This window comes from Acaryochloris marina MBIC11017 (assembly GCF_000018105.1).
GTDB classification, from domain to species: Bacteria; Cyanobacteriota; Cyanobacteriia; order Thermosynechococcales; family Thermosynechococcaceae; genus Acaryochloris; species Acaryochloris marina.
The window spans coordinates 2,140,596-2,165,371 of sequence record NC_009925.1; the positions used below are offsets into that span (position 1 = coordinate 2,140,596).

Below are 24,776 nucleotides of genomic sequence, written 5' to 3' on the forward strand. Positions count from 1 at the left end.
CTAATTTATGGAGGTTTGCTGTTATGTTGAAACCATTTCGGACCGCTGCTGTTCTCGGTGCAGGGGTGATGGGCACTCAAATTGCCGCCCATCTCGCCAATGCAGGTTTAGTGGTTTATCTCCTGGATCTGCCTGGGCCTGGCGTCCATAAAAACGCGATTGTAGAAGCTGCTTTCAAAAAAGGTCTGCAGCAAAAACCGCCGATTTTCTTTACCGAAAAAACAGCCCGCCGCGTTCTTCTGGGCAACTTTGAGGATGACTGGCATCGCCTAACCCATGTGGATTGGGTGATTGAGGCGGTAGTCGAAAAGTTAGAGGTCAAGCAACAGCTGATGGCCCGTTTAGAAGGCCACATTCGCGATGATGCAGTGGTGTCAACCAATACCAGTGGGTTATCCATTCAAGCGATTACTGCAGGTCGCTCCGATTCGTTCCGACGACGATTTCTAGGAACACACTTTTTTAATCCTCCGCGTTACCTGAAGCTCTTGGAACTGATTCCCACCATAGAAACGGATCCACAAATTGTGGAGCGGCTGAAGTGGTTTGGACATCTCCATCTGGGGAAAGGGGTCGTGGTCGCCAAAGATACCCCTAACTTTATCGGCAATCGGATTGGTGTGTTTATCAGTATGTTAGGCATCCGAGCCTTTACGGAACAGGGGTACACCATTGAAGAAATTGATACGCTCACAGGAACCCTGGTGGGTCGTCCTAAATCTGCAACCTTCCGAACTGCAGATATTGTGGGTCTCGATACCTTACTGTATGTAGCTGAAAATCTCTATCCTGCCATCCCCGACGATGAAAATCGTGATGTTTTCCAGGTGCCAGAGATTCTGAGGCGCTTAGTTGAGGCAGGACATCTCGGGTCCAAAACGGGTCAGGGCTTCTATCAAAAAGTGGGTAAACATATTCTCTCCGTTAACCCACAGACCCTGGCATACGAAAAGGCCCAGTCTCTGCATCTAAGGAACTGGAAGGCCATTGCCAAAATAAAACCCCTTCCCGAACGCCTGCGAACCCTCTATCAAGATTCCGGTCGAGCGGGAACATTTTTCCGGCAAATGATGCTGAAGATCTTGAGCTACAGTGCCCATCGGATTCCTGAAATTGCCGATCATCCCCTCGACATTGATCAGGCTATGCGCTGGGGATTTGGTTGGCAGTTGGGTCCCTTTGAAATCTGGGATGCAATTGGTTTCAGTCAGGTGATCCAAGATATGCAGGCCGCCGGGATTGTTGTACCCCAGTGGGTAGAGAAAATGCAGCTTGCCGAGATTGATAGCTTCTATCAAAACATTGGTCCTAACGGGGAGCGGTTTGTCTATCAACCCCTGCATGGCTATCTACCCACGGAAGGGCCTCAAGATGAATTGACGGTGGCCCAGTTCAAGACTGATCCAGCCCGAACACTGTGGCAGAACGCCGAGGCGGCTTTGCTTGATATTGGCGATGGTGTAACGCTGTTTGAGTTTCGCTCTAAGGGCAATACCCTCGGTCAAGTGGTAGTAGACGGTTTCTCAGAAGCCTTAGATATCGTTGAGGCGGGCGACTATCGCGGCTTGGTGATTGGTAATGACGGGGAGCATTTTTCTGCTGGGGCCAACCTAGCAGACATGATCAAGTTCTCGCACCAAGACAAGGTCAATGTCTTTACAGATTGTGAGCATGGTGCCATTGCCCATCTCCTCGATCAGTTTCAGGCCCTGATGCTGCGAATTCACTATTTTCCCAAGCCGATTGTGGCAGCGATTCGAGGGCGAATCTTAGGGGGTGGCTGTGAGCTGGTGATGGCTTCTCCCCATGTGGTGGTAGCGGCTGAGACCTACATTGGTTTGGTGGAACTCAGCGTCGGTCTTATCCCCGGTGCAGGTGGCATTATGACCATGGCGACTTGGGCTGCTGAACAGGCTGCCAGTGATGCCCCCAGAGATATTCAGCCGTTTTTAAAGCAGGCTTTTGAGCATATTGGTATGGCAAAGGTGGCAAGCAGCGCCCATGAAGCTCAAGCGTGGGGATATTTACCTCCAACAGCTCAGATTGTTATGAATAGCGATCGCCGTTTGTACGTCGCCAAGGAAGAAGTGTTGCGCCTAGATCATGAGAGCTACGTCCCCCCACCCAAACGCAATGCAATCCAGGTGTTGGGCAAACCAGCCCGCGCCCTGTTTGAAACGGCGGCCTACCAGATGCAGCAAGGAGGCTATATCTCTGACTATGATCGCTTCCTCGCCAATCGGTTGGCCTATGTATTGACAGGCGGTGATCTGTCAGCACCAACGTTGGTCTCTGATGATTATCTGCTGGGCTTAGAACGTGACATGTTCTTACCCCTGTTCTCAGAGAAGAAAACTCAGGAACGGATTCTGCATACGTTGAAAACGAAAAAGTCTTTACGGAATTAGGAGACTCAACCTTAGCCCTCACAAGAGACGAGGTACATCAAATGAATAACGCATATATCGTCAGTAGTGTCCGCACTGCCGTTGGCAAAGCCCCCAAAGGTGCACTGCACCATAGCCGCCCCGATGACTTGGGTGCCGTTGCTGTTAAGGGCGCACTAGATACCGTCCCCAAACTTGAGATCGATCAAGTTGATGATCTGATAATCGGCTGTTCCTTCCCTGAAGCTGAACAGGGGTTCAACTTGGGGCGCGTGATTGCCCTGCGGGCAGGGCTTCCCCACTCCGTTGCTGGCTGCACCGTGAATCGCTTTTGTTCGTCGGGGTTACAAACCATTGTTATGGCCACGCAAGCGATTATGACAGGTCAGGCAGAGGTGATCGTGGCTGGGGGAGCTGAATCTATGAGTCTGATCCCGATGGGGGGACATTACCTGACGCCCAATCCAGATCTACTGTCTGAGATTCCTGAAGCCTATTTATCGATGGGGCTAACGGCAGAGAATGTGGCCGAAGAATTCCAGATTTCTAGAACTGATCAGGATGCTTTTGCCTTGCGATCGCATCAAAAAGCCCTGGCTGCCCTTGAGAAGGGACGGTTCAAAGACGAGATTATTCCCTTTATGGTCAAGGCAACCACCTTAGTAGAAGGACAACTCCACACCACCCAAACCGTGTTCGACGTCGATGAAGGCCCCCGTGCTGACACCAGCCTTGAAGCCTTAGCTCAGCTCAAGCCGGTCTTTAAGGTCGATGGTACCGTCACGGCGGGCACCTCTTCCCAAATGTCGGATGGGGCAGCAGCAACAGTTGTAATGAGTGAGCGTAAGGTCAGAGAATTGGCCCTTGCACCGCTAGGCCGAATGCTGGGCTACTCCGTGGTAGGGGTACCACCGGAACTGATGGGTATGGGTCCAGTGGAGGCAGTACCCAAGGTACTGAAGCAGGTGGGGTTATCCCTCAGTGATATTGGCTTGATTGAGCTGAATGAAGCCTTTGCGGCCCAGGCCTTAGCGGTTATGCGAAAGCTAGGTTTGGATGAAGGCATTGTCAATGTGAATGGTGGTGCGATCGCACTTGGTCACCCATTGGGCTGCACAGGAGCAAAATTGACTGCCACCCTACTGCATGAGATGAAGCGTCGGGGCATTCGCTATGGTCTGGTGACTATGTGTGTTGGAGGCGGCATGGGTGCTGCAGGTGTCTTTGAAAACTTGATGTTGTAGTTGTTTTGCTGTCTATGCTCAATGCTTTGCACTGGCCCCCTACCCCCCCAATCCTGGGGGGAAAGATGCATAGACCTGAGACTTCGCTTTTCCTTCTCTCTGAGTGCTCTCATTAAGGCGTGCAGCACATACAGGGTAAAACTCCAGACTTCATACTCCCCCCAAAGTTGGGGGGCCGGGGGGGCAATGCAGGGCTAAACGGCTCAACTCTCTAGTCCAATTCTCCAACTGGATATGCCGATTGTCCTAAATCAAATATTCGTCTGTTGCCATGGAGGTTGTTATGACTGTTATCAATACTGTGATGGCGGATGGCCGACCGGAGATCATCGCACTCGCCACCCTCTCCCTAATCATCCTATTGGGATATATCGGTGTCCCACTGTGGGGCTGGTCGCTATTCGCTGCTGCAGTCCTCAGCCTCAGCCATCCACCAATCTGGATATGGAGTCTGTTTCTCGTCGTAGCGCTGGTGTTCAATGTCCCTTGGCTTCGCCAAAAACTACTCACGTCCTTCGTCGTAAAAACACTCCAAAATCTCAAAATCTTTCCCAAAATTTCAGAGACGGAGAAAGCTGCAATCGAAGCGGGGAACGTCTGGGTCGATGGTGAATTTTTCGCCGGGAAACCCAATTTTGAACGCATCCTTAACGAACCTTATCCCCAACTCACCCTTGATATCCAAGCTTTTCTAGATGGCCCTGTTGAGCAAGTCTGCCGGATGGCCAGTGACTGGGAAATCTATCAGCGCCAGGATCTTCCGCCCGACGTCTGGACTTATCTCAAACAAGAGCGGTTCTTTGGCATGATGATTCCCGAAGAATACGGAGGGCTGGGCTTCTCGAATCTGGCCTATAGTGCTGTAATGGCCAAACTGGCCTCCCGCTCCTTTACCCATGTGGCGACAGTTGGCGTTACCAACTCTCTGGGGCCTGCTAAACTTCTACTTCGCTATGGCACCAAGGAGCAGAGACATCACTATTTACCTCGCTTAGCCAGGGGTGAAGAGATCCCCTGCTTTGCCCTCACGGAACCCAAAGCTGGATCAGATGCGGCCAGCATTACGTCTAGTGGAGTGGTGTTTAAGGGGGAGGATGATCAGCTCTACCTCAAACTCAATTGGAACAAGCGCTATATTACCCTGGGTGCCATTGCAACCATCCTTGGCCTTGCCTTCCAACTTCACGACCCTAACAATCTTCTGGGTAAAGGGGAACACCCTGGTATTACCTGTGCTCTGATACCGACCGAAACATCTGGCGTCATTCATAACCGTCGCCACGATCCCATGGGCGTCCCCTTCTATAACTCACCGTTAGAAGGCCACGACGTCATTGTCCCGATTGGGCAGATCATTGGTGGCATTGAACAAGCAGGTCAGGGTTGGAAAATGATCATGCAGACCCTGGCAGCGGGTCGTGGGATTAGCTTCCCAGCCACTTGTACAGGGGTGACTAAACTGGTGGCTCGCGTAGCAGGTGCCCATGCTGTGGTCCGCAAACAGTTTGGTTTATCCATTGGCCGCTTTGAAGGGGTTGAAGAACCTCTAGCCCGGATTGGGGGATTCACTTACATGATTGATGCGGCCCGCCTCTATACCTGTGGCGCAGTAGATCAAGGCGAACAGCCTGCGGTGGTATCCGCAATCGCAAAATCCCAAACCACAGAACTAGCTCGTCGCGTCGTACTGGATGGAATGGATATTCTGGGGGGAGCCGGGATTTGTCGAGGGCCACGAAACCTATTAGCCAATATCTACACGGCCATGCCAATTGCCATTACCGTGGAGGGGGCAAATATTCTGACGCGATCGCTGATGATATTTGGCCAGGGTGCGATTCGCAGTCATCCTTATATTTACGATGAGATTTTAGCCTTAGAGCAGTCGGATGTAGCTGCCTTTGATCAGGCTTTCTGGTCTCACCTTGGCCTGATCGTCCGTAACGGCGTTCGGGCTGGTCTGTTATGCCTGACGCGAGGGCGGCTCACTCGTTCTCCTGTCCAAGGCGAAACGGCAATGTACTATCGCAAGTTAGCCTGGGCTGCAGCGACCTTTGCTAACTTCAGTGATTTAGCCATGCTGTCATTGGGGGGTTCTCTGAAGCGTCGAGAAAAACTCACTGGGCGCTTTGCAGACATGCTTGCCTGGATGTATCTGGGGTCAGCAACACTCCGGCGCTTTGAAGCTGAAGGACAACAGGTGAAGGATTTACCCTTAGTGCATTGGCCGATGCAGTATGCCTTTTCCCAAATTCAAAAGGCAGTTGAAGGCGTGATCTATAATCTCCCGATCCTAAGTGCTGGCCTGCGCCACCCCATTTTAGGGCTGTGGCGACTGAGTCCCCTTGGAACAGAGCCATCTGATGAATTGGGGCATCAGGTTTCTCAGATCCTATTGATGCCTGGGCCGGAACGGGATCGACTCACTCGTGATATTTATCTTCCCAATCACACTGAAGAAGCGGTGGGTCGCCTGGAAGAAGCTTTACGCTTATCAGTGCAGACAGCCTCTATCCTTAAAACCATTAAGAATGCCATAGCAAGAGGGCAACTTCCTCCATCCAAACCTTCGCAGCTGGTCGATAAAGCCCTTGAGGAAGGAATCATCAACACTCAAGAAGCCAGATCTCTCCAAAAAGCGGAAATCTCACGTAGCAATACCATTCAAGTGGACTCATTTACATTAGAGGAGTATCAACAGAGAGATGCCATAGCTGTGGACTCACCAATTTTCAAACAGGTCGTAACAGGAAGTTAGGCAAACAGGGTCCAAGGCTTCAAACATGAGATCTACTGTCAGACCTCATGGAAGTTCAACCGTGAACCCAAGGTGTAAAGGTTTTTGAGCTTGTGAACAGGACTATGGCCTATTTAGCCTCCATCCAGTTAGCTCCAGTATGTACTTCAGCTACCAGGGGAATACTGAGGGGGAGTGCCGTCTCCATTGTGGTTTTGATTTGCGATCGCACATCGTCCACTTCATCCACAGGGACTTCCAACACTAATTCATCATGAACCTGCATCAGCAGTCGACTCTTATAGGGTTCAAGAGCAGCCTGGAGTTGAACCATGGCAATTTTAATTAGGTCAGCACTAGACCCTTGGATGGGAGCATTGGCTGCTGCCCGCAGCAGACCTCGATCATAGCTACTCATTTTGATATCGCTGAGATCGACTTCTGCTAACTCTTCTAGAGCTTTACCGCGATATTTTTTCAAGCCCCGACTATCAAACTCAAAATAGCGTCGGCGTCCAAGAATCGTTTCCACATAACCTTGGCTCACCGCTTCTCGCTCCATCCGCTGCAAATAGGCAAAAACCTCTGGATAGCGATCATAGAACCGCTGAATAAAGTCTTTGGCCTCGCTATATTTAACCCCAGCCTCACGGGCAAACCGATGGGGGCCCATGCCATAGATAACACCAAAGTTGATAATCTTCGCTAATCGTCGTTCCTCGGCTGCAATCTGATCTTTTTCCAACAGCAATTGGGCCGTCAGAGTGTGAACATCCTGACCATTCCGATAAGCCTCTAATAGCCGTGGCTCTTGGCTGAGGTGGGCAAGAATCCGCAGCTCAATTTGGGAATAATCCGCTGCCATCAGGATCCAGCTCGATTCGGGAATAAATGCGGCTCGGATTTGACGGCTAAATTCAGTCCGAATGGGAATATTCTGCAAGTTGGGATTCGAGGAAGACAGGCGTCCCGTCGCAGTCACCGCCTGATTAAAGTCCGTATGGATGCGGTGGGTATCGTCCCTAACCAGCATCGGCAACGCATCCACATAGGTGGATTTGAGTTTAGCTAAGGTTCGATACTCCAACAGCACATCGATAATCGGATGATCACCCTGCAGTTTTTCCAAAGTGGCGGCATCCGTAGAGTAGCCCAGCTTGGTCTTGCGGGACTTCTTAACATCCAGCTCTAGGCGGCCAAACAGGATTTCACTCAACTGCTTAGGGGAGCCTAAATTGAAGATTTCTCCGGCTAGCTCATACGCCCCGGCCTCCAATCGCTGGAGATCAGCCTCTAATTGGGTAGAGAGGGTTTGCAAATACTCTTGGTCAATGCGAACGCCTGATGTTTCCATCACCGCCAACACCGCTTCCAAAGGCAGCTCTACTTCCTGAAATAGGCCATGCAATGAGGGAATCGCAGCCAGTTCAGCTTCCAGCTTCTCTCTTAGCTGATAGGTGGTGAATACATCTAATCCACAATATTCTGCTACTTGGGTAATGGACAAGTCGGCAATGGTTTGCCCTTTTTTGACCAATTCCTTATAGCTTTTTGCCGTTATTTGCAGATAATTTCGAGAGAGATCCGTCAGGTTATGGCTACGTTCGGGATTTAGCACATAATTAGCCAGCATCGTGTCAAAAACAACGCCCTGAAGCTGAATTCCCTGGAACTGAAACACTAATCGATCAAATTTGGCATTTTGGAGCACCTTGGGATAGACATCACTTTCTAGAATGGGGCGTAACCCTTCCAGGGCTGTCTCAAGATCTAAGTTGTCGCCCTCTTTATGGCCAACCGGGATATAGGCAATCGCCTGTTCCTCCCCCTGCCAACAACAGCCAATACCGACGAGATGAGCATCTCGGGGGGAAAGGCTATCGGTTTCCGTATCCCAAGCCACAGGTTGATTGCCATCGGTGCACGATTCCAAAATCGTGATTAACTCTTTCAACTTGGCAGGCGTATCCACAATTCGAGGAACCAATTGAGGGGGTGGCGGCGTTTGGACAGCCTCAGTATCTTCAGCACTAAAAAACCAGGTGTCATCTCCATCGTCTGTAACCGGAGATGCAGTAGGGGCAGGTGGGGCGATGGCTTCTCCCCCAAACTGCTTTTGTAGCTGGTTAATTTGGCGCAGGAAAGACTGAAATTCTAGCTTCTCCAGCACAGGAGACACCTTATCCGAGGTGAAACCTTTGAGTTCAAAGTCTTTTGGCCCCACCTTTAAAGGCACGTCCAAAACAATGCGAGCCATAAATTGAGAATGATAGGCAGCCTCTTTGCCCGTGATCAGTTTTTTCTGAACGGCTCCTTTAATCTGGTCAACCGAGGCATAGATGTTGTCGAGGGTGCCGTACTCCGTCAGCAGCTTAACGGCAGTTTTATCGCCAATCCCCTTCACCCCCGGAATATTATCGGACGAGTCTCCACAGAGGGCTTTATAATCGACAATCTGCTCAACGGTAACGCCCATCTTTTCCTGGACTTCGGTGGGGCCAAAGGACCCTGGTGGGGCTCCACTCCGAGAGGCAGCACTATAAATATTGCTCATATAGAGAATGCGAACCCGATCGTCAGGCTGAACCAGCTGAAATAAATCGCGATCACCGCTGAGGATCTTCACCTTAAATCCTTGCTGACTCGCCTGATAGGCCAACGTGCCTAGCACATCATCCGCTTCATACCCCGGCTCAACCACAATGGGCAAATCCATAGCGGTCAAAAGCTCTTGCAAATTTTCTAGATCTGGGATGAAGTCTTCGGGGGTTTCGGCTCGGTTGGCTTTATAGGTTTCATCGGCTTTATGGCGAAAGGTCGGTCCCCCCAAGTCAAAGGCAATGGCTAAATAATGGGGTTTCTCGGTCTTCAGTAAATCCAGTAGGTTCTTAAGAAACCCATAACAGACACTCGTGGGAATCCCTGTGGAGGTTCGTAATCCACCTTCTCGGCCTTTGGCAAAGGCATAGTAAGCCCGAAAGGCCAGGGAATGTCCGTCAACCAAAACCAGGGTGGGCTTGGAGTTTGCGCTTGCAGAAGACTGAAGTGCAGCGGGTGCTGGGGAAGTAGAGGTGGGAGTCATGACCCTATTGTACGGATTTACAAGGCTTTATCCGTGATATACAAGACTTTCCACACGATTCCTCATCCAACCCAGCATCTCGCTGCTCGCGCAAATGGGTCAAAGGAAAAACTGTTATGGGGAACAATAGGCTCAGCCTATGGCATTTCGTCACTTTCACAGCCCTATTTCCATCACAGCGAGCAACAATGGCCCAACACAACCGTCTCACGTATCTTGGCAGTCTGATATTTGCTTCCTTACTCCTGATCAGCTGCCAAAATAAAGAGCTGGTTAGTCAGGAGAAATACAAACAGCTCAAGTTAGATATGTCCTATGAAGACGTCAAGAAAATTATGGGCAGTCCCGGCAAGGTAAAGAAGTTTCCAGGACAACCCTCCACAGAAACGACTTACGTCTGGAAACAAAAGAATTCTTCTTATCGCATTCTCGTAACGCTCAAAGATGGGAAAGTCGGCAGTCTAGTGGATATCAAGTGAAGTTCTAGAGACTGACACCCCTTACTTTTCCCAGCAATGACTGATAAAAAGATGGCGCTAGTCGTCCAGATTTCAGCTTCACCTTACGATACAGACTACGACATGGCCTACGTTTACTGCTTTGATGAGGCCAAGAATTATTGTTTTTCCCTCTCAAGATTTCCTCATTCTGAGCATATTGAGGTGATGATCGTTGACCAGCTAGTGAGTCACGTCGATGATTTGACAATATCTGTAACTCACAATTTGATGACAGCCACGTTGGATGAAAAGACAGCTATATCTCTGGATGGATATCATCACTATGACCTTCACTTTGAATTGACGCCCCCAGAGAGGACTCGCCTTATCAATAGCCTTCAGCAAATTTTTGCTGGAAAGTCAGGATTATCAATTGATATTCCTTGAAAGATGGGAGCATTGGACTGACACAACACTCCCATATCCGAATTTGTACAGATAGTAGAAAACGAGCAGACAGCCGCGCCAGATTAACCGTGGCTAGCCTTCATCTGTTCGTAAGCCCAGTCTAACCAAGGCGTCAAGGCTTCCAGATCCGCTGTATCGACTGTGGCTCCGCCCCAAATTCTCAGTCCTGGGGGCGCATCACGATAAGACCCGATATCATAAGCAACTCCCTCCTTATCTAGCAAGGTCGCTAATTGCTTTGCTCCTTTGGCCTGATCTTCGGCAGAGAGAGCCGTATACCAAGGATCCACGATTTTAAGACAAATAGACGTATTGGAGCGAGTAGCCGGATCGACGGCGAGGAAATCCACCCAATCTGTGCGGTCAACCCAGTTAGTGATTGCAGTCAGGTTTGCTTGAGAACGCGCGATCAATGCCGAGACTCCACCCAGGCTCTCAGCCCATTTCAGTCCATCCAAAGCATCTTCGACACAGAGCATAGAAGGAGTGTTGATGGTTGCACCAGTGAAAATCGCTGCATTCAGCTTGCCTTTTTTCGTTAACTGAAAAATCTTGGGAAGTGGCCATGCAGGTGAATAGGACTCCAATCGCTCGACTGCCCGAGGGCTCAAAACCAACATGCCGTGGGCCGCTTCTCCACCCATTACCTTTTGCCAGGACCAAGTGACCACATCCAGCTTGGCCCAGGGAATATCCATGGCAAAGGTGGCGGACGTGGCATCTGCAATCGTGAGGCCCTGACGATTATCTGGAATCCAGTCGCCGTTGGGAACTTTGACCCCGGAGGTGGTGCCATTCCAGGTGAATACGATGTCGCGATCGCAATCCAGTTGCGACAGATCCGGCAAATGGCCATATTCGGCCTTGGTGATTCGGCAATCCGACAGTTTTAACTGCTTTTGTACATCCGTCACCCAGCCAGACCCAAAGCTTTCCCAAGCCACCATCTCTACACCGCGAGCACCGAGGAGGGACCACATGGCGATTTCTACCGCACCCGTATCGGAGGCGGGGACAATGCCGCAGAGATAGTCTTCAGGAATACCGAGAGTAGATTTGGTCCGATCAATCACCTCTTTCAGGCGGGCTTTGCCCGGACCAGACCGATGGGAGCGGCCCACCAACGCATTATTAAGAGCTTCCAGACTCCAACCAGGGCGCTTGGAGCAAGGGCCTGACGAAAAGTAGGGACGTTGGGGGCGTTGGCTAGGTTGGGACGTCATATCAAATTCCACGTTGGGGGTAGGACTATCGAAATGCAGCAGAACTTGAGTCGCTTGCCACAGGGGTTGCTAGAAGTAAATTAGTCTAAGCTGCTTCATCCGGGATCCAGCGTTCCGAATTATTTTTTTAAGATCCGGGAAGGCTCCACTAGTGCACTGGTAAACTTAAATCCTTCATTGGTCATATTCGGTTGATATCCTATGCCGCCAGAGAACAGTCTTAAGGATCAACGTCATCCTCAACAAGATCGCGATCGCAACACCCTAAATCGCCTGCTCCGGGAAGAACCCAATGCACTGAACTGGGCTGAACTGGCCCGACTCCGCATTCGCTATGCCGGATTTCCGGGGAGTCGTGACATCCAAAAGGATCTGGATAAATTACTCGAAAAATGGGATGTCACCGAAGACCAACTTTTTGAGAAGACCCGTGAAATCCACGCTACCCAGAAAATTTACACCGTACGGACGAATAAAAAAGAAGACTGGACCTAATGGCACCGCCCCTGAAGCTCTATCTCATTCGTCATGGAATTGCCGAAGAGCGACAGCCCCATCTCCCTGATCAGCAGCGGGCCTTAACCGCTAAAGGTCGACAGAAAACCCAGAAAGTGGCCCAGCGACTACAAACGCTAGGAATCCATTTTGATGATTTGCAGACCAGTCCGCTAGTCCGTGCCCATCAAACCGCTGAGATTCTCCAACACCAAGGATTAGTCCCCCGCATCCATGTCTCCGATTTATTAAGTCCCGACGGCAACTGGCCAGACTGGCTCCAATGGCTACAGGATTGGCGAAACCCAGGTTTGACTCATTTAGCCTTGGTCGGGCATGAACCGAATCTGAGCACATGGGCGGAGATTTTAGTTTGGGGACAACCCCGTCAGCAACTGGTTGTGAAGAAGGCTGGTATGATTGGACTACTCCTGCCTGAGCATCACAACCCTGTAGGGCAAAGCACCCTGTTTTGGTTGACTGCTCCAAAATTGCTGTTTTAGAGCCCATACCCTCCTTCGCCCTGCCCGGCTCCCCCTCAGTGCTTCCAGGCAGTTGGCGATCTATTCACCTTCATCTGAGAGACACTATGGTCGCTTGTGAATTTCAACCCGGTTTAGAAGGAATTCCTGCTGCTCAATCCCAGATCAGCTTTGTGAATGGCCAAGTCGGTAAGTTGGAGTATCGCGGTGTTCCCATTGAAGCCCTCGCAGACAACAGCAGCTTCCTGGAAACGGCCTATCTATTGATTTGGGGGGAATTTCCCAAATCGGATGATCTAGACGCTTTTCAAGAAGAAATCACCCATCATCGCCGCATCAAATATCGCATCCGAGACATGATGAAGTGTTTTCCCGAAAGCGGTCACCCGATGGATGCCCTACAGGCGTCAGCCGCAGCTCTAGGACTGTTCTATTCCCGACGGGCTTTAGATGATCCCATTTATATTCGTCGGGCCGTGGTGCGATTACTGGCAAAAATCCCAACGATGGTGGCAGCCTTTGAGCATATTCGCAAAGGTAATGACCCGGTGCGACCTCGGGATGATTTGAGCTATGCTGCCAACTTCCTCTACATGATGAATGAGCAGGAGCCGGACCCCTTTTTAGCCCAAATCTTTGACACCTGCTTGATCCTGCATGCCGAGCATACAATGAACGCCTCAACCTTCTCGGCTCGGGTCACCGCCTCTACCCTCACCGATCCCTATGCCATTGTGGCTTCAGCCGTGGGCACCTTAGCCGGGCCTTTACATGGGGGAGCCAACGAAGAAGTGATCACTATGCTGGCGGAGATCGGCTCGGTGGAGAATGTCCAGCCTTTCTTAGAAGAGAAGCTCGCCACCAAATCTAAAATTATGGGATTTGGGCATCGTGTCTATAAAGTGAAGGATCCGAGAGCAAAGATCTTACAGAAATTAGCCGAACAATTGTTTGATAAAACCGGTGGCGATCCCTCCTATGAAATTGCCCTAGCGCTGGAAAAAGCAGTGGCCGAAAAACTGGGGAGTAAAGGGATTTATCCCAATGTTGATTTTTACTCTGGGCTGGTTTACCAAAAACTGGGAATTCCCACGGATTTATTTACACCTATCTTTGCGATCGCAAGAGTGGCTGGCTGGTTAGCCCACTGGCGAGAACAGTTGGAAACGAACCGGATTTATCGCCCCAGCCAGGTTTATATCGGCGACCATAGTCTTGCTTATATCCCGCCAGAGAGCCGTTAGAACAGACATAGACTAGAATCAATCCTTTCCTTCAGCCCTTAGGGAAATGGATTTCGGAGCATGAAGTTATTCTCCTAGAAACTCGCCTAGGCGTATATACTGGTTTAGGCATCAAGAAACTTTACAAATCATAAATTCAGTAAGAATGGGCGGCAATGAACCCAGGTATTGATCTTGAACAACGCTTTGTTGAAACTTTAATGGAATTGGGGTTAACCCCCGGTGTCGCCAAAACCATTTGGCTTCCGATCCCCATGTTGTTGATGATTATCGGCGCAACAGTGGGAGTCCTGGTTTCGGTTTGGCTAGAACGAAAAATTTCAGCGGCGGCTCAGCAACGGATTGGCCCCGAATATATTGGACCGCTGGGCATCCTAGCGCCAGTGGCAGACGGCATCAAACTCGTCTTTAAAGAAGACATTGTGCCAGCCAATACCGACCCCTGGCTTTTTACGTTAGGTCCCATCCTGGTCGTCATCCCTGTCTTTTTCTCCTATCTGATTGTCCCGTTTGGTCAGAATATTCTGATTACAGACCTAGGGATTGGCATCTTTTTCTGGATTGCCTTATCTAGCATTGCGCCAATCGGTCTGCTAATGGCGGGATATTCCTCCAATAACAAGTACTCTTTGCTGGGTGGACTCCGAGCTGCAGCCCAATCCATCAGCTATGAAATCCCACTGGCCTTAGCAGTCTTGGCTGTGGTGATGATGTCCAACAGCCTCAGCACCATTGACATTGTTAACCAGCAATCAGGCTATGGCATCCTCGGATGGAACGTTATTCGCCAGCCCATTGGGTTCATGTTGTTTTGGATTGCAGCCTTGGCGGAATGTGAACGTCTCCCTTTTGACTTACCCGAAGCGGAAGAAGAATTGGTGGCCGGTTACCAAACCGAATATGCAGGCATGAAGTTTGCTCTGTTCTATTTGGGGTCCTACGTCAACCTCGTACTGTCCTCAATTCTGGTAGCGGTCCTCTACTTTGGCGGTTGGGACCTCCCCATTCCAGCAACCATGATTGCAGACTGGATTAATGTCGATCCCAACAATGCCATTTTTGAGTTAGTGACGGCTGGCCTAGGCTTGGTAATGACCCTGCTGAAAGCCTATTTCTTCCTGTTCCTAGCTATTTTGTTGCGCTGGACCGTTCCTCGAGTCCGTATTGACCAGCTTTTAGATTTTGGTTGGAAATTTTTACTGCCTGTGGGATTGGTGAACCTCCTTCTCACCGCCGGTCTGAAATTAGCGTTTCCTTTTGCCTTTGGTGGATAGGCACAAGGTAAATTTTCTAAACTTAAAACTAACGCCAGCCTTCATCTGCCGACATCTGAGAGTGAACATCCATGCTCAAGTTTCTGAATCAAGTCACCAGTTACGGAAAAGAATCTTTCCAAGCGGCTCGTTACATTGGCCAAGGTCTAGCCGTGACCTTCGACCATATGAAGCGCCGTCCGATTACGGTGCAGTATCCCTATGAAAAGCTGATTCCTTCCGAGCGATTTCGCGGTCGGATTCACTTTGAATTTGACAAGTGCATTTCTTGCGAAGTCTGTGTTCGAGTATGCCCGATTAATCTGCCCGTGGTGGATTGGGAGTTCAATAAGGAGATCAAGAAGAAGCAGCTCAAGCACTACAGTATTGACTTTGGGGTCTGTATTTTCTGTGCCAACTGTGTGGAATACTGTCCCACAAACTGTCTCTCGGTCACCGAAGAGTACGAGCTATCGACCTTCGATCGCCATGAGCTGAACTTCGATAACGTGGCGATGGGACGTTTACCCTACAAAGTGACGCAAGATCCAATGGTCACCCCTATTCGCGAGTTTGCTTACTTACCAGAATCAGAAATGGATGGTCATAACGTGGACCATACGGCACCCCGAGCTGGGCAAACCCCCGCCGAGATTGTCGCCAGCACACCGAAACCCGAAACCAAGGAGGGCTAATCAGTGAATCTTGCAGAAGGGGTTCAGCTCGTCTCCCTCATTCTTTTGTCTGTCATGATGCTTGGAGCTGCTTTAGGAGTGGTTTTATTTGAGAGCATTGTTTACTCAGCGTTTACCCTAGGTGCAGTCTTTATCAGCATTGCGGGTCTTTACATTTTGCTGAATGCGGACTTTGTATCGGCGGCCCAAATCCTGATCTATGTGGGTGCGGTCAACGTCCTCATTCTGTTTGCGATCATGCTGGTCAATAAAACTGAAGACTTTAAACCTCTACCCAGACGCTGGATTCGGAAAGTCTCTACCGCTTTTGTGTCCTTGGCTCTGTTTACCCTGCTGGCAACAATGGTCCTGCAAACCAACTGGCCGGTAGATGTAGCCCTCGCCCCCCCTGCTTCATCAGTGGAAACCATTGGCATCCATTTCTTCACCGATTATTTGTTGCCCTTTGAATTGGCGTCCATTCTCTTGCTGATGGCCTTGGTCGGTGCAGTTGTCTTAGCCCGCCGGGAAACCATTATTGGTGAAGAAACTGCCATTGTGGGAGAAGAGCCAGCGCCAGTACTGGAATTACCAGAGCGTCCCAAAGAGCCTGTTGCTTAGCGCTGAATCCGTTTTTAAGTCTTGGAGAATTTTAGAGAATCCCTATGAACCTTGAGTTCTTTTTACTCTTAGCGGCTGCCCTATTTTGTATTGGCATCTATGGTCTAGTGACCAGCCGTAACGCAGTCCGGGTATTAATGTCAGTAGAGCTACTGCTGAATGCCGTTAATTTAAATTTAGTGTCCTTCTCCAACTTCTTGGATGGCCAAAACATTAATGGTCAGGTATTTACCGTATTTGTCATTACCATTGCGGCCGCCGAAGCGGCGGTTGGCTTGGCGATTATCCTCTCCATCTACCGCAACCGTGACACAGTCGATATGGAGCAGTTCAATTTGCTGAAGTGGTAGCAGGCCGTCTTATCTTGGAGTCAAGAGTGGCGATCTCACTGCTGAGCTGATTATGCTTGAGATGTAGCGCATCGCAACCTGCATGAGAGATCAGCTCAAAACCCAACTGCAAATTTTAGGACTCTGTGCAGTCACACTGTGGAGCATCCAGCTTATCAATTGGTTGACGGGTGATTTACTGATTCAGTTTGGTATTCAACCCCGTAGCCTTGTTGGCCTACGGGGTATTCTATTTGCGCCTTTTCTACACGGCAACTTCAGACATCTAATCGCGAATACAGCTCCTTTTCTGGTCTTGGGCGGATTGGTGATGGTCCGCCGGATTATGGACTTTTTCTCCGTCAGTCTGATTGTGATGGTGGTGGGTGGTCTAGGCACCTGGCTGATTGGCGGCAGTGATACCCTCCATATTGGGGCCAGTGGCTTGGTCTTCGGTTACCTGGGCTATCTGCTATTTCGGGGATACTTTGAGCGCAGTTGGCCGGCCATTACCCTGTCGGTGTTTGTGGCCATTGTCTATGGCAGTATGCTGTTTGGCTTGTTACCGACCATGCCCCATATTTCTTGGGAAGGCCACCTGTTTGGATTTATCGGGGGCGGACTAGCGGCGAAATGGCTGACCGCAAAACCCAAATCAGCAGCCTAATTGCCCCAAGAAGCTCACAAATAAGCGGTAGAATTATTAAGTAATTTTTCAAAATGTTACTATGCCTCGCCGCGCTAATGCTCCCAAACAAGAGAAGAAAGCAGCGGCCAGTCGTTCCTCTCCCAATGGTCGGGTCAAGAAAACAAAAATTCCCGCCGACCATCGGATTCGAATTCGGGGAGCCCGTCAGCATAACCTCAAAAATATTGATTTAGACCTGCCCCGCGATCAGCTGATCGTCTTTACGGGCGTGTCGGGATCGGGGAAATCTTCCCTGGCCTTTGACACCATCTTTGCGGAGGGGCAACGACGCTATGTGGAATCTCTCAGTGCCTATGCCCGCCAATTTTTAGGCCAGGTTGATAAGCCAGATGTGGATGCCATCGAGGGGCTGAGTCCCGCCATTTCCATCGACCAAAAATCCACCTCCCACAACCCCCGGTCCACGGTGGGGACAGTGACAGAGATTTATGACTACCTTCGCCTACTATACGGACGGGCAGGAGAACCCCACTGTCCCCATTGCGATCGCGCCATTACACCCCAAACCATTGACCAGATGGTCGATCAGGTGATGGACCTACCGGAGAAAGCGCGGTTCCAAATTCTGGCCCCCGTAGTTCGCGGCAAAAAAGGCACCCATAAAAAGCTGCTGTCTAGTCTGGCTTCGGAGGGATTTGTCCGGGTGCGGGTAAATGGCGACGTGCGAGAACTGAGTGATGCCATCACCTTGGATAAAAACTTCAAGCACGACATTGAAGTAGTCGTAGATCGATTGGTGATGAAGCCGGGGATTGAAGAACGGCTTGCGGATTCCCTCTCCACCGGACTACAACGGGCTGAAGGCATCGTCATGGTTGACGTTCTGCCTGCCCCCACCGATAAGGTGGTGCCCATTACCCAGGCAAAATCCCTGAAGGTGGCAGAGGCAGAAGGCAGCTACGGTGACGAAACCCAACCCAAACTCTTTGTCTTTTCCGAAAACTTTGCCTGTCCTGAGCATGGGGCAGTGATGGAAGAACTATCGCCTCGTTTGTTCTCCTTTAACTCTCCCTATGGGGCCTGTCCAGAATGTCACGGCTTGGGTAGTCTTAAAGTTTTTTCTGAAGATTTGATTGTCCCAGATCCCAATCTGCCCGTCTATGCCGCCATTGCTCCCTGGTCGGAGAAAGATAATACCTATTACTTCTCGCTGCTTTATAGCGTGGGCCAAGCCTTCGGGTTTGAGCTACAAACAAGCTGGGCTGATCTAACGGACGAGCAGCGCCATATCGTTTTACATGGCACCAAAGAACCCATCTATATGGAAGTGGATTCTCGCTATCGAGAATCGAAGGGCTATCACAAACGCTATGAGGGCGTGATTCCCCTGCTGGATCGGCATTATCGAGAAACCACCTCCGAGCAGTATCGGCAAAAGCTAGAAAAATATTTGATTCAGCAGTCCTGTGAAGTATGTGGGGGGCGGCGACTGAAACCAGAAGCCTTATCGGTACGGATGGGCCAATTCTGCCTGCCCGATCTGACCAGCGTTTCTATTCGCGACTGCCTGGAACGGATTAATGCCATGACTTTGACTGCTCGCCAGGCCAAAATTGGGGAGCTAGTGCTCAAAGAAATTAAGGCCCGATTGCAGTTTTTGCTGGACGTGGGGCTGGATTATCTAACTCTAGATCGAACAGCCATGACCCTATCGGGAGGAGAGGCCCAACGGATCCGTCTGGCAACTCAAATTGGTGCAGGGTTAACGGGGGTTCTCTACGTATTGGACGAGCCCAGTATTGGTTTGCATCAACGAGATAATCATCGGTTGCTGCAAACCCTAACCAAGCTGCGGGACCTCGGCAATACCTTGATTGTGGTGGAACATGACGAGGATACAATTCGAGCTGCAGACCACCTAGTGGATATCGGTCCAGCGGCGGGGGTGCATGGCGGCGATATTGTCGTGCAGGGGGGCTTAGAAGAACTGTTGGATAATGGCGAATCCTTGACGGGGGCTTACCTGTCTGGGAAGCGGGTGATTCCTACCCCGCCTGAACGTCGAGCCGGGAATGGTCGGGCGTTGCGCCTCCACAATGCCTATCGCAACAATCTCCAAAGCCTGGATGTGGAAATTCCCTTGGGCAAGCTGGTTTGTATTACCGGGGTATCAGGGTCGGGGAAATCGACGCTGATGAATGAATTGCTTTATCCGGCGTTGCAGCATCACTTGGGCTTTAAGGTACCGTTTCCGAATGAGTTGGACCGAGTGGCAGGTCTGAAGAGTTTGGATAAGGCCATCGTCATTGACCAATCCCCGATTGGTCGCACGCCTCGTTCCAATCCTGCCACCTATACGGGGGTGTTTGACGTGATTCGGAGCGTGTTTTCGGAAACGGTGGAAGCCAAGGCCCGGGGCTATAAGCCCGGTCGCTTTTCCTTTAACGTTAAGGGCGGGCGCTGTGAAGCCTGCGGTGGGCAAGGGGTTAATGTGATTGAGATGAATTTCCTGCCGGATGTTTATGTGCAGTGCGAGGTTTGTAAGGGGGCACGGTATAACCGGGAAACGCTGCAGGTGAAGTATAAGGGCAAGTCAATTGCCGATGTGCTGGCGATGACGGCGGAGGAAGCCCTGAAGTTTTGTGAGAATATCCCGAAGGCGGCAAATAAGCTGCAAACGATGGTGGATGTGGGACTAGGGTATGTACGGCTGGGACAAACGGCTCCAACGCTGTCGGGTGGAGAAGCCCAGCGGTTGAAGTTGGCGACGGAGCTATCCCGGCGGGCGACGGGTAAGACGCTGTATTTAATTGATGAACCGACGACGGGGTTGTCTTTTTATGATGTACACAAGTTACTGGATGTGTTGCAGCGGCTGGTGGATAAGGGCAATTCAGTATTGGTGATTGAGCATAATTTGGATGTGATTCGCTGCTCGGATTGGGTGATTGATTTGGGACCAGATGGGGGCGATCGTGGGGGTGAATTGGTGGCAACGGGGACGCCAGAAGCGGTTGCGAATGTCGCTGGGTCTTATACGGGACAATATCTTAAGCAGGTGCTAGCGCTTCATCCGCCAACCATTGCTGCTGACGCTTAAATCCGCTAATTCACGTATTAGAATACAGTTGCAATCTGATTATCCTGATTGCTCTTGATATAGAGCAAATTCAAGAGATTAATTGTTGGCTTTTCAAGGGTCGGCCAGGAGCAATGAGTGGCAGCTAATTTCCAATACGATGTTTTTCTCAGCCACAGTGCCAAGAATAAAGATGTGGTCAGGAAGATTGCAGAGCGGCTCAAATCTGCTGGGGTAAAAGTCTGGTTCGATGAGTGGAGCATTCGACCTGGAGATAGCATTCCAGCCAAAATTGAGGAAGGGTTAGAACAGTCCCGAGTGTTGGTACTGTGCATGTCTGCTGAGGCATTTGGGTCGGATTGGGCACAGTTGGAGAGTTATACCTTTCGGTTTAAAGACCCACTAAACAAGGACCGTCGCTTTATTCCCCTCCGATTAGATGACGCCACTATCAGAGGATCACTGGCACAGTTTAGCTATATCGATTGGCGTAGGCAGGATAGCTCTGAAGCATATGGCAAACTGCTGACAGCTTGTCAACCTTATCAAGACGCTCCGCTACCAGACCCAAAACAACTCACTCAAGACGAATTTAAGTTAAAAATTCTATCGCTCGGACACACTGACGCCGTCTGGAGCGTGGCCTTCAGCGCCGACGGTCGCCGCGCCCTCTCCGGCTCCAATGACAACACCGTGCGCCTGTGGGACGTCGATACCGGACAATCCCTCAGGGTCATGGAAGGACACACTGACTCCGTCAATAGCGTGGCCTTCAGCGCCGACGGTCGCCGCGCCCTCTCCGGCTCCTCTGACAGAACCGTGCGCTTGTGGGACGTCGATACCGGACAATCCCTCCGAGTCATGGAAGGACACACTGACTCCGTCCAGAGCGTGGCCTTCAGCGCCGACGGTCGCCGCGCCCTCTCCGGCTCCTATGACAGAACCGTGCGCTTGTGGGACGTCGATACCGGACAATCCCTCCGAGTCATGGAAGGACACACTGACTCCGTCCAGAGCGTGGCCTTCAGCGCCGACGGTCGCCGCGCCCTCTCCGGCTCCTCTGACAGAACCGTGCGCTTGTGGGACGTCGATACCGGACAATCCCTCCGAGTCATGGAAGGACACACTGACTACGTCTGGAGCGTGGCCTTCAGCGCCGACGGTCACCGCGCCCTCTCCGGCTCTGATGACAACACCGTGCGCTTGTGGGACGTCGATACCGGACAATCCCTCCGAGTCATGGAAGGACACACTGACTCCGTCTGGAGCGTGGCCTTCAGCGCCGACGGTCGCCGCGCCCTCTCCGGCTCCTATGACCGCACCGTGCGCTTGTGGGACGTCGATACCGGACAATCCCTCAGGGTCATGGAAGGACACACTTCCTACGTCAATAGCGTGGCCTTCAGCGCCGACGGTCGCCGCGCCCTCTCCGGCTCCCAGGACCGCACCGTGCGCCTGTGGGACGTCGATACCGGACAAACTCTCAGGGTGATGGAAGGACACACTGAATACCTCCAGAGCGTGGTCTTCAGCGCCGACGGTCACTACGCCCTCTCCGGCTCCTATGACAGAACCGTGCGCTTGTGGGACGTCGATACCGGACAATCCCTCAGGGTCATGGAAGGACACACTTCCTACGTCTTGAGCGTGGCCTTCAGCGCCGACGGTCGCCGCGCCCTCTCCGGCTCCTCTGACAGAACCGTGCGCTTGTGGGACGTCGATACCGGACAATCCCTCCGAGTCATGGAAGGACACACTGACGCCGTCTGGAGCGTGGCCTTCAGCGCCGACGGTCGCCGCGCCCTCTCCGGCTCCTCTGACAGAACCGTGCGCTTGTGGGACGTCGATACCGGACAATCCCTCCGAGTCATGGAAGGACACACTGACTCCGTCAATAGCGTGGCCTTCAGCGCCGACGGTCACCGCGCCCTCTCCGGCTCCTATGACAGAACCGTGCGCTTGTGGGACGTCGATACCGGACAATCCCTCAGGGTCATGGAAGGACACACTGACGCCGTCTGGAGCGTGGCCTTCAGCGCCGACGGTCGCCGCGCCCTCTCCGGCTCCAATGACAACACCGTGCGCCTGTGGGACGTCGATACCGGACAAACTCTCAGGGTGATGGAAGGACACACTGAATACCTCCAGAGCGTGGTCTTCAGCGCCGACGGTCACTACGCCCTCTCCGGCTCCCAGGACCGCACCGTGCGCCTGTGGGACGTGGATACCGGACAAACCCTCAGGGTCATGGAAGGACACACTGGCGAAGTCTGGAGCGTGGCCTTCAGCGCCGACGGTCGCCAATACTATTCTTCTGCATCAAATGGTGTCCTACGTTTATGGCCATACGGCGATGAAACCTTGCCAGTAGTCACCGATCAGGTCGAATATACAAACGCCAAAGTCTTATTTGTAGGCAACAGTGCAGCGGGCAAAACCGGGCTTTCCAACCGGCTGGCACTAGACGCCTATAAAGAGACTGATTCTACAGTCGGTGCCTGGGCGACGCAGTGGAAGCTTCCTGTTGAGTCAAACGACGGCGTAGAAAAGGAGATTTGGCTATGGGATTTTGGGGGACAGGCGGATCAGCGGCTAATTCACCAACTCTATATGGATCAGACTCAGGTAGCGGCTTTAGTCTTTGATCCACAGAAGCCAGAATTCCTGGAGGGACTACGAACCTGGGATCGGGATCTGACAAGGGCCGCTACAGGCGACTTTAAAAAATTGCTCGTTGCCGGACGCATCGATGCCGGAGGTCTACGCAGTGTCAGTCGCCATCAGGTTGAAGAATTTGCCCAAGAATATGGATTTGAGGAATACATCGAAACGAGTGCCAAAGAGAACATCGGCTGTAAGGAATTAAAACAGGCAATCTGTCAGTTAATCGATTGGGATAGCATCGCCAAACGGACAACACCTAAGCTTTTCAGAAGACTCAAACAAGAGATTGTCTCCCTCAAGGACGAAGGTCGCACATTGATGCGCTTCAACGAACTGCGTGAGGCCCTAACCCTGCGTATGAGTGGGGAACGCTTTACTGACACAGAGCTAAAGACTGTTATTTCACTTCTCGCTGGTCCAGGTGTAATGTGGGAACTCGGATTTGGCTCCTGGGTTCTGCTAGCGCCTGAACTAATCAATGCCTATGCTCAAGCCGTTATTCGCACAATTCAAGAGGATGAACGCGAGTTGGGCTGTATCACAGAAGCCTGTGTCCTGGCTGGTCAGCTCAGCTATCCCAACGATCTCCAGCGGCTACCGGAAGAGGAAGAACGTATTCTGTTGCTGGCGATGCACCGACTCCTGGTTGAAAATAGCCTCTGCCTGAGCGAACCTACGGAAACCGGAACCCTTTTGATCTTCCCTAGCTATGCTCGCCGCGAGCGTCCCGATCTGATTAAACACCCCTCCGTTATGGTCAGTTATGAGTTTGCAGGGTTTCTTGATGACATCTATGCGACTCTTATTGTTCGCCTGCACCGAATCAGCCCTTTTGAAACTGAAGAACTCTGGAAAGACGCCGCAGATTTCAAAAGCAGGACTGGCTATAAGTTGGGGGTTAAACTCTCCCGCAAAGCAGCAGGAAAAGCAGAATTGCTGGTTTACTTCGACCCAAAGCTGTCGATTGGCGAGCGGATGATCTTTAGCCAATATGTTCAGGAGCATCTATTCCGCAAAGTCAAAGATCGTGATCAGGTCAAACGGCTGCGCCACTGGGTCTGTGGCAACTGTGGCGAACCTGTCGAGAATCGCAACCGGGCTATGCAACGTCTACACGACCAAGGGAAAGAAGCAAAAATCATCTGCGTTAACTGCGAGACATACGTGCAGCTCTGGGACGAAATGGAAGCAACGTTTGCAGACCCCGACATCCTTAGTCGAGTCAGAACCTTAGAAGCAGAAGCCCAACGTGAGCTGGATAACGAGAGCAAAGAACGAGCCCTTGTTGGTGATGTGATTTCCACGGTTGCGCTAGCAGGCCAAATTTCCCGTGAATTCTCCGTTAGCGACCACGGCCTCGATATGGAGATTGAATTTAAGAATGACGAAGGTGAGGCAACGGGCCAGCGCCTTTACCTACAGCTCAAATCAGGCGACTCGTATCTGTCTGAAAGAAAACGTGATGGAGTGGAAATATTCAAAATTTCCAAGCAACGACATGTTGAATATTGGATAAATCAGAAATATCCAGTTATGTTAGTCATTCGTAATTCGGAAGGCGAAATTCGCTGGATGGAAATTAGCGAATATCTTCAACAGAAAACCCAAAATGGTAAAAAACAGATTCGACAGATCGAATTTGTGGGTGAACGCTTTGACGTGATGAGTGTCAGACATTGGCGGGAGAAAGCTCTAAAGCCGTAAT

17 protein-coding genes are annotated in these 24,776 nt (G+C 51.1%); 15 read left to right on the plus strand and 2 right to left on the minus strand.

Annotated features, from left to right (window positions below; translation table 11 throughout):
- Window positions 1-23 precede the first annotated feature (23 nt).
- The 3 genes from AM1_RS09620 (at window position 24) to AM1_RS09630 (ending at window position 6,389) form a co-directional block, all read left to right on the plus strand.
- A complete protein-coding gene (locus AM1_RS09620; RefSeq protein ID WP_012162643.1) occupies window positions 24-2,408 on the plus strand; it encodes a 3-hydroxyacyl-CoA dehydrogenase/enoyl-CoA hydratase family protein in 2,385 nt (794 codons plus the stop codon).
- A 41-nt stretch (window positions 2,409-2,449) separates the two neighbouring features.
- Window positions 2,450-3,631, plus strand: coding sequence for a thiolase family protein (locus AM1_RS09625; RefSeq protein WP_012162644.1), 1,182 nt, complete (start codon window positions 2,450-2,452; stop codon window positions 3,629-3,631).
- A 283-nt stretch (window positions 3,632-3,914) separates the two neighbouring features.
- Window positions 3,915-6,389, plus strand: a complete 2,475-nt coding sequence (locus AM1_RS09630; RefSeq protein ID WP_238549211.1) for an acyl-CoA dehydrogenase — start codon at window positions 3,915-3,917, stop codon at window positions 6,387-6,389.
- 109 nt (window positions 6,390-6,498) lie between these two features.
- Here the strand turns inward: AM1_RS09630 and polA are convergent, their stop codons facing one another.
- Window positions 6,499-9,450 carry a DNA polymerase I gene (gene polA / locus AM1_RS09635; protein ID WP_049783717.1) on the minus strand — a complete coding sequence of 984 codons (2,952 nt, stop codon included), beginning with the start codon at window positions 9,448-9,450 and terminating at the stop codon, window positions 6,499-6,501.
- A 188-nt stretch (window positions 9,451-9,638) separates the two neighbouring features.
- On the opposite strand from polA, the gene AM1_RS09640 reads away from it, so the two are divergent.
- Together AM1_RS09640 and AM1_RS09645 are read left to right on the plus strand one after the other, a co-directional pair.
- Entirely contained in the window at window positions 9,639-9,929 is a 291-nt protein-coding gene (locus AM1_RS09640; RefSeq protein ID WP_238549212.1) for a hypothetical protein, read from the plus strand.
- A gap of 36 nt (window positions 9,930-9,965) precedes the next feature.
- Window positions 9,966-10,337 (plus strand): hypothetical protein, encoded by a 372-nt coding sequence (locus AM1_RS09645; protein ID WP_238549213.1) that lies wholly within the window; start codon window positions 9,966-9,968, stop codon window positions 10,335-10,337.
- An 83-nt stretch (window positions 10,338-10,420) separates the two neighbouring features.
- Here the strand turns inward: AM1_RS09645 and AM1_RS09650 are convergent, their stop codons facing one another.
- Window positions 10,421-11,581 (minus strand): phosphoserine transaminase, encoded by a 1,161-nt coding sequence (locus tag AM1_RS09650; RefSeq protein WP_012162649.1) that lies wholly within the window; start codon window positions 11,579-11,581, stop codon window positions 10,421-10,423.
- Window positions 11,582-11,782: 201 nt separating this feature from the next.
- Here AM1_RS09650 and AM1_RS09655 point away from each other — a divergent pair, with 201 nt between their 5' ends.
- The 10 genes from AM1_RS09655 (at window position 11,783) to AM1_RS38645 (ending at window position 24,775) form a co-directional block, all read left to right on the plus strand.
- Window positions 11,783-12,076: a DUF3288 family protein gene (locus tag AM1_RS09655; RefSeq protein ID WP_010467646.1), complete on the plus strand. Its 294-nt coding sequence runs from the start codon at window positions 11,783-11,785 to the stop codon at window positions 12,074-12,076.
- Window positions 12,076-12,579, plus strand: a complete 504-nt coding sequence (gene sixA, locus AM1_RS09660) for a phosphohistidine phosphatase SixA (RefSeq protein WP_012162650.1) — start codon at window positions 12,076-12,078, stop codon at window positions 12,577-12,579. Before AM1_RS09655 ends, sixA begins: the two co-directional genes overlap by 1 nt.
- 86 nt (window positions 12,580-12,665) lie before the next feature.
- A complete protein-coding gene (locus tag AM1_RS09665; RefSeq protein ID WP_012162651.1) occupies window positions 12,666-13,802 on the plus strand; it encodes a citrate synthase in 1,137 nt (378 codons plus the stop codon).
- Between the two features lie 155 nt (window positions 13,803-13,957).
- Window positions 13,958-15,076 (plus strand): NADH-quinone oxidoreductase subunit NuoH, encoded by a 1,119-nt coding sequence (gene nuoH, locus AM1_RS09670; protein WP_010467643.1) that lies wholly within the window; start codon window positions 13,958-13,960, stop codon window positions 15,074-15,076.
- Between the two features lie 71 nt (window positions 15,077-15,147).
- Window positions 15,148-15,750, plus strand: coding sequence for an NAD(P)H-quinone oxidoreductase subunit I (ndhI, locus tag AM1_RS09675; RefSeq protein ID WP_012162652.1), 603 nt, complete (start codon window positions 15,148-15,150; stop codon window positions 15,748-15,750).
- Window positions 15,751-15,753: 3 nt separating this feature from the next.
- Window positions 15,754-16,350: an NADH-quinone oxidoreductase subunit J gene (locus tag AM1_RS09680; RefSeq protein ID WP_012162653.1), complete on the plus strand. Its 597-nt coding sequence runs from the start codon at window positions 15,754-15,756 to the stop codon at window positions 16,348-16,350.
- A gap of 44 nt (window positions 16,351-16,394) precedes the next feature.
- Window positions 16,395-16,700, plus strand: coding sequence for an NADH-quinone oxidoreductase subunit NuoK (nuoK, locus tag AM1_RS09685; RefSeq protein ID WP_012162654.1), 306 nt, complete (start codon window positions 16,395-16,397; stop codon window positions 16,698-16,700).
- 82 nt (window positions 16,701-16,782) lie between these two features.
- On the plus strand, window positions 16,783-17,346 hold the full coding sequence (locus AM1_RS09690; protein WP_012162655.1) for a rhomboid family intramembrane serine protease: 564 nt from the start codon (window positions 16,783-16,785) through the stop codon (window positions 17,344-17,346).
- Window positions 17,347-17,407: 61 nt separating this feature from the next.
- Window positions 17,408-20,428 carry an excinuclease ABC subunit UvrA gene (gene uvrA, locus AM1_RS09695; RefSeq protein WP_012162656.1) on the plus strand — a complete coding sequence of 1,007 codons (3,021 nt, stop codon included), beginning with the start codon at window positions 17,408-17,410 and terminating at the stop codon, window positions 20,426-20,428.
- A 117-nt stretch (window positions 20,429-20,545) separates the two neighbouring features.
- Entirely contained in the window at window positions 20,546-24,775 is a 4,230-nt protein-coding gene (locus AM1_RS38645; RefSeq protein ID WP_012162657.1) for a TIR domain-containing protein, read from the plus strand.
- The last annotated feature ends 1 nt before the right edge of the window (window position 24,776 follow it).

Bases quoted from the DNA above. Each gene is read 5' to 3' on its own strand.
- AM1_RS09650 (WP_012162649.1), bottom strand. From the start codon at position 11,581: ATGACGTCCCAACCTAGCCAACGCCCCCAACGTCCCTACTTTTCGTCA.
- sixA (WP_012162650.1), top strand. From the start codon at position 12,076: ATGGCACCGCCCCTGAAGCTCTATCTCATTCGTCATGGAATTGCCGAA.
- nuoH (WP_010467643.1), top strand. From the start codon at position 13,958: ATGAACCCAGGTATTGATCTTGAACAACGCTTTGTTGAAACTTTAATG.
- AM1_RS09655 (WP_010467646.1), top strand. From the start codon at position 11,783: ATGCCGCCAGAGAACAGTCTTAAGGATCAACGTCATCCTCAACAAGAT.
- AM1_RS09625 (WP_012162644.1), top strand. From the start codon at position 2,450: ATGAATAACGCATATATCGTCAGTAGTGTCCGCACTGCCGTTGGCAAA.
- AM1_RS09640 (WP_238549212.1), top strand. From the start codon at position 9,639: ATGGCCCAACACAACCGTCTCACGTATCTTGGCAGTCTGATATTTGCT.
- AM1_RS09620 (WP_012162643.1), top strand. From the start codon at position 24: ATGTTGAAACCATTTCGGACCGCTGCTGTTCTCGGTGCAGGGGTGATG.
- AM1_RS09690 (WP_012162655.1), top strand. From the start codon at position 16,783: ATGAGAGATCAGCTCAAAACCCAACTGCAAATTTTAGGACTCTGTGCA.
- AM1_RS09645 (WP_238549213.1), top strand. From the start codon at position 9,966: ATGACTGATAAAAAGATGGCGCTAGTCGTCCAGATTTCAGCTTCACCT.
- ndhI (WP_012162652.1), top strand. From the start codon at position 15,148: ATGCTCAAGTTTCTGAATCAAGTCACCAGTTACGGAAAAGAATCTTTC.
- nuoK (WP_012162654.1), top strand. From the start codon at position 16,395: ATGAACCTTGAGTTCTTTTTACTCTTAGCGGCTGCCCTATTTTGTATT.
- AM1_RS09665 (WP_012162651.1), top strand. From the start codon at position 12,666: ATGGTCGCTTGTGAATTTCAACCCGGTTTAGAAGGAATTCCTGCTGCT.
- polA (WP_049783717.1), bottom strand. From the start codon at position 9,450: ATGACTCCCACCTCTACTTCCCCAGCACCCGCTGCACTTCAGTCTTCT.
- AM1_RS09630 (WP_238549211.1), top strand. From the start codon at position 3,915: ATGACTGTTATCAATACTGTGATGGCGGATGGCCGACCGGAGATCATC.
- uvrA (WP_012162656.1), top strand. From the start codon at position 17,408: ATGCCTCGCCGCGCTAATGCTCCCAAACAAGAGAAGAAAGCAGCGGCC.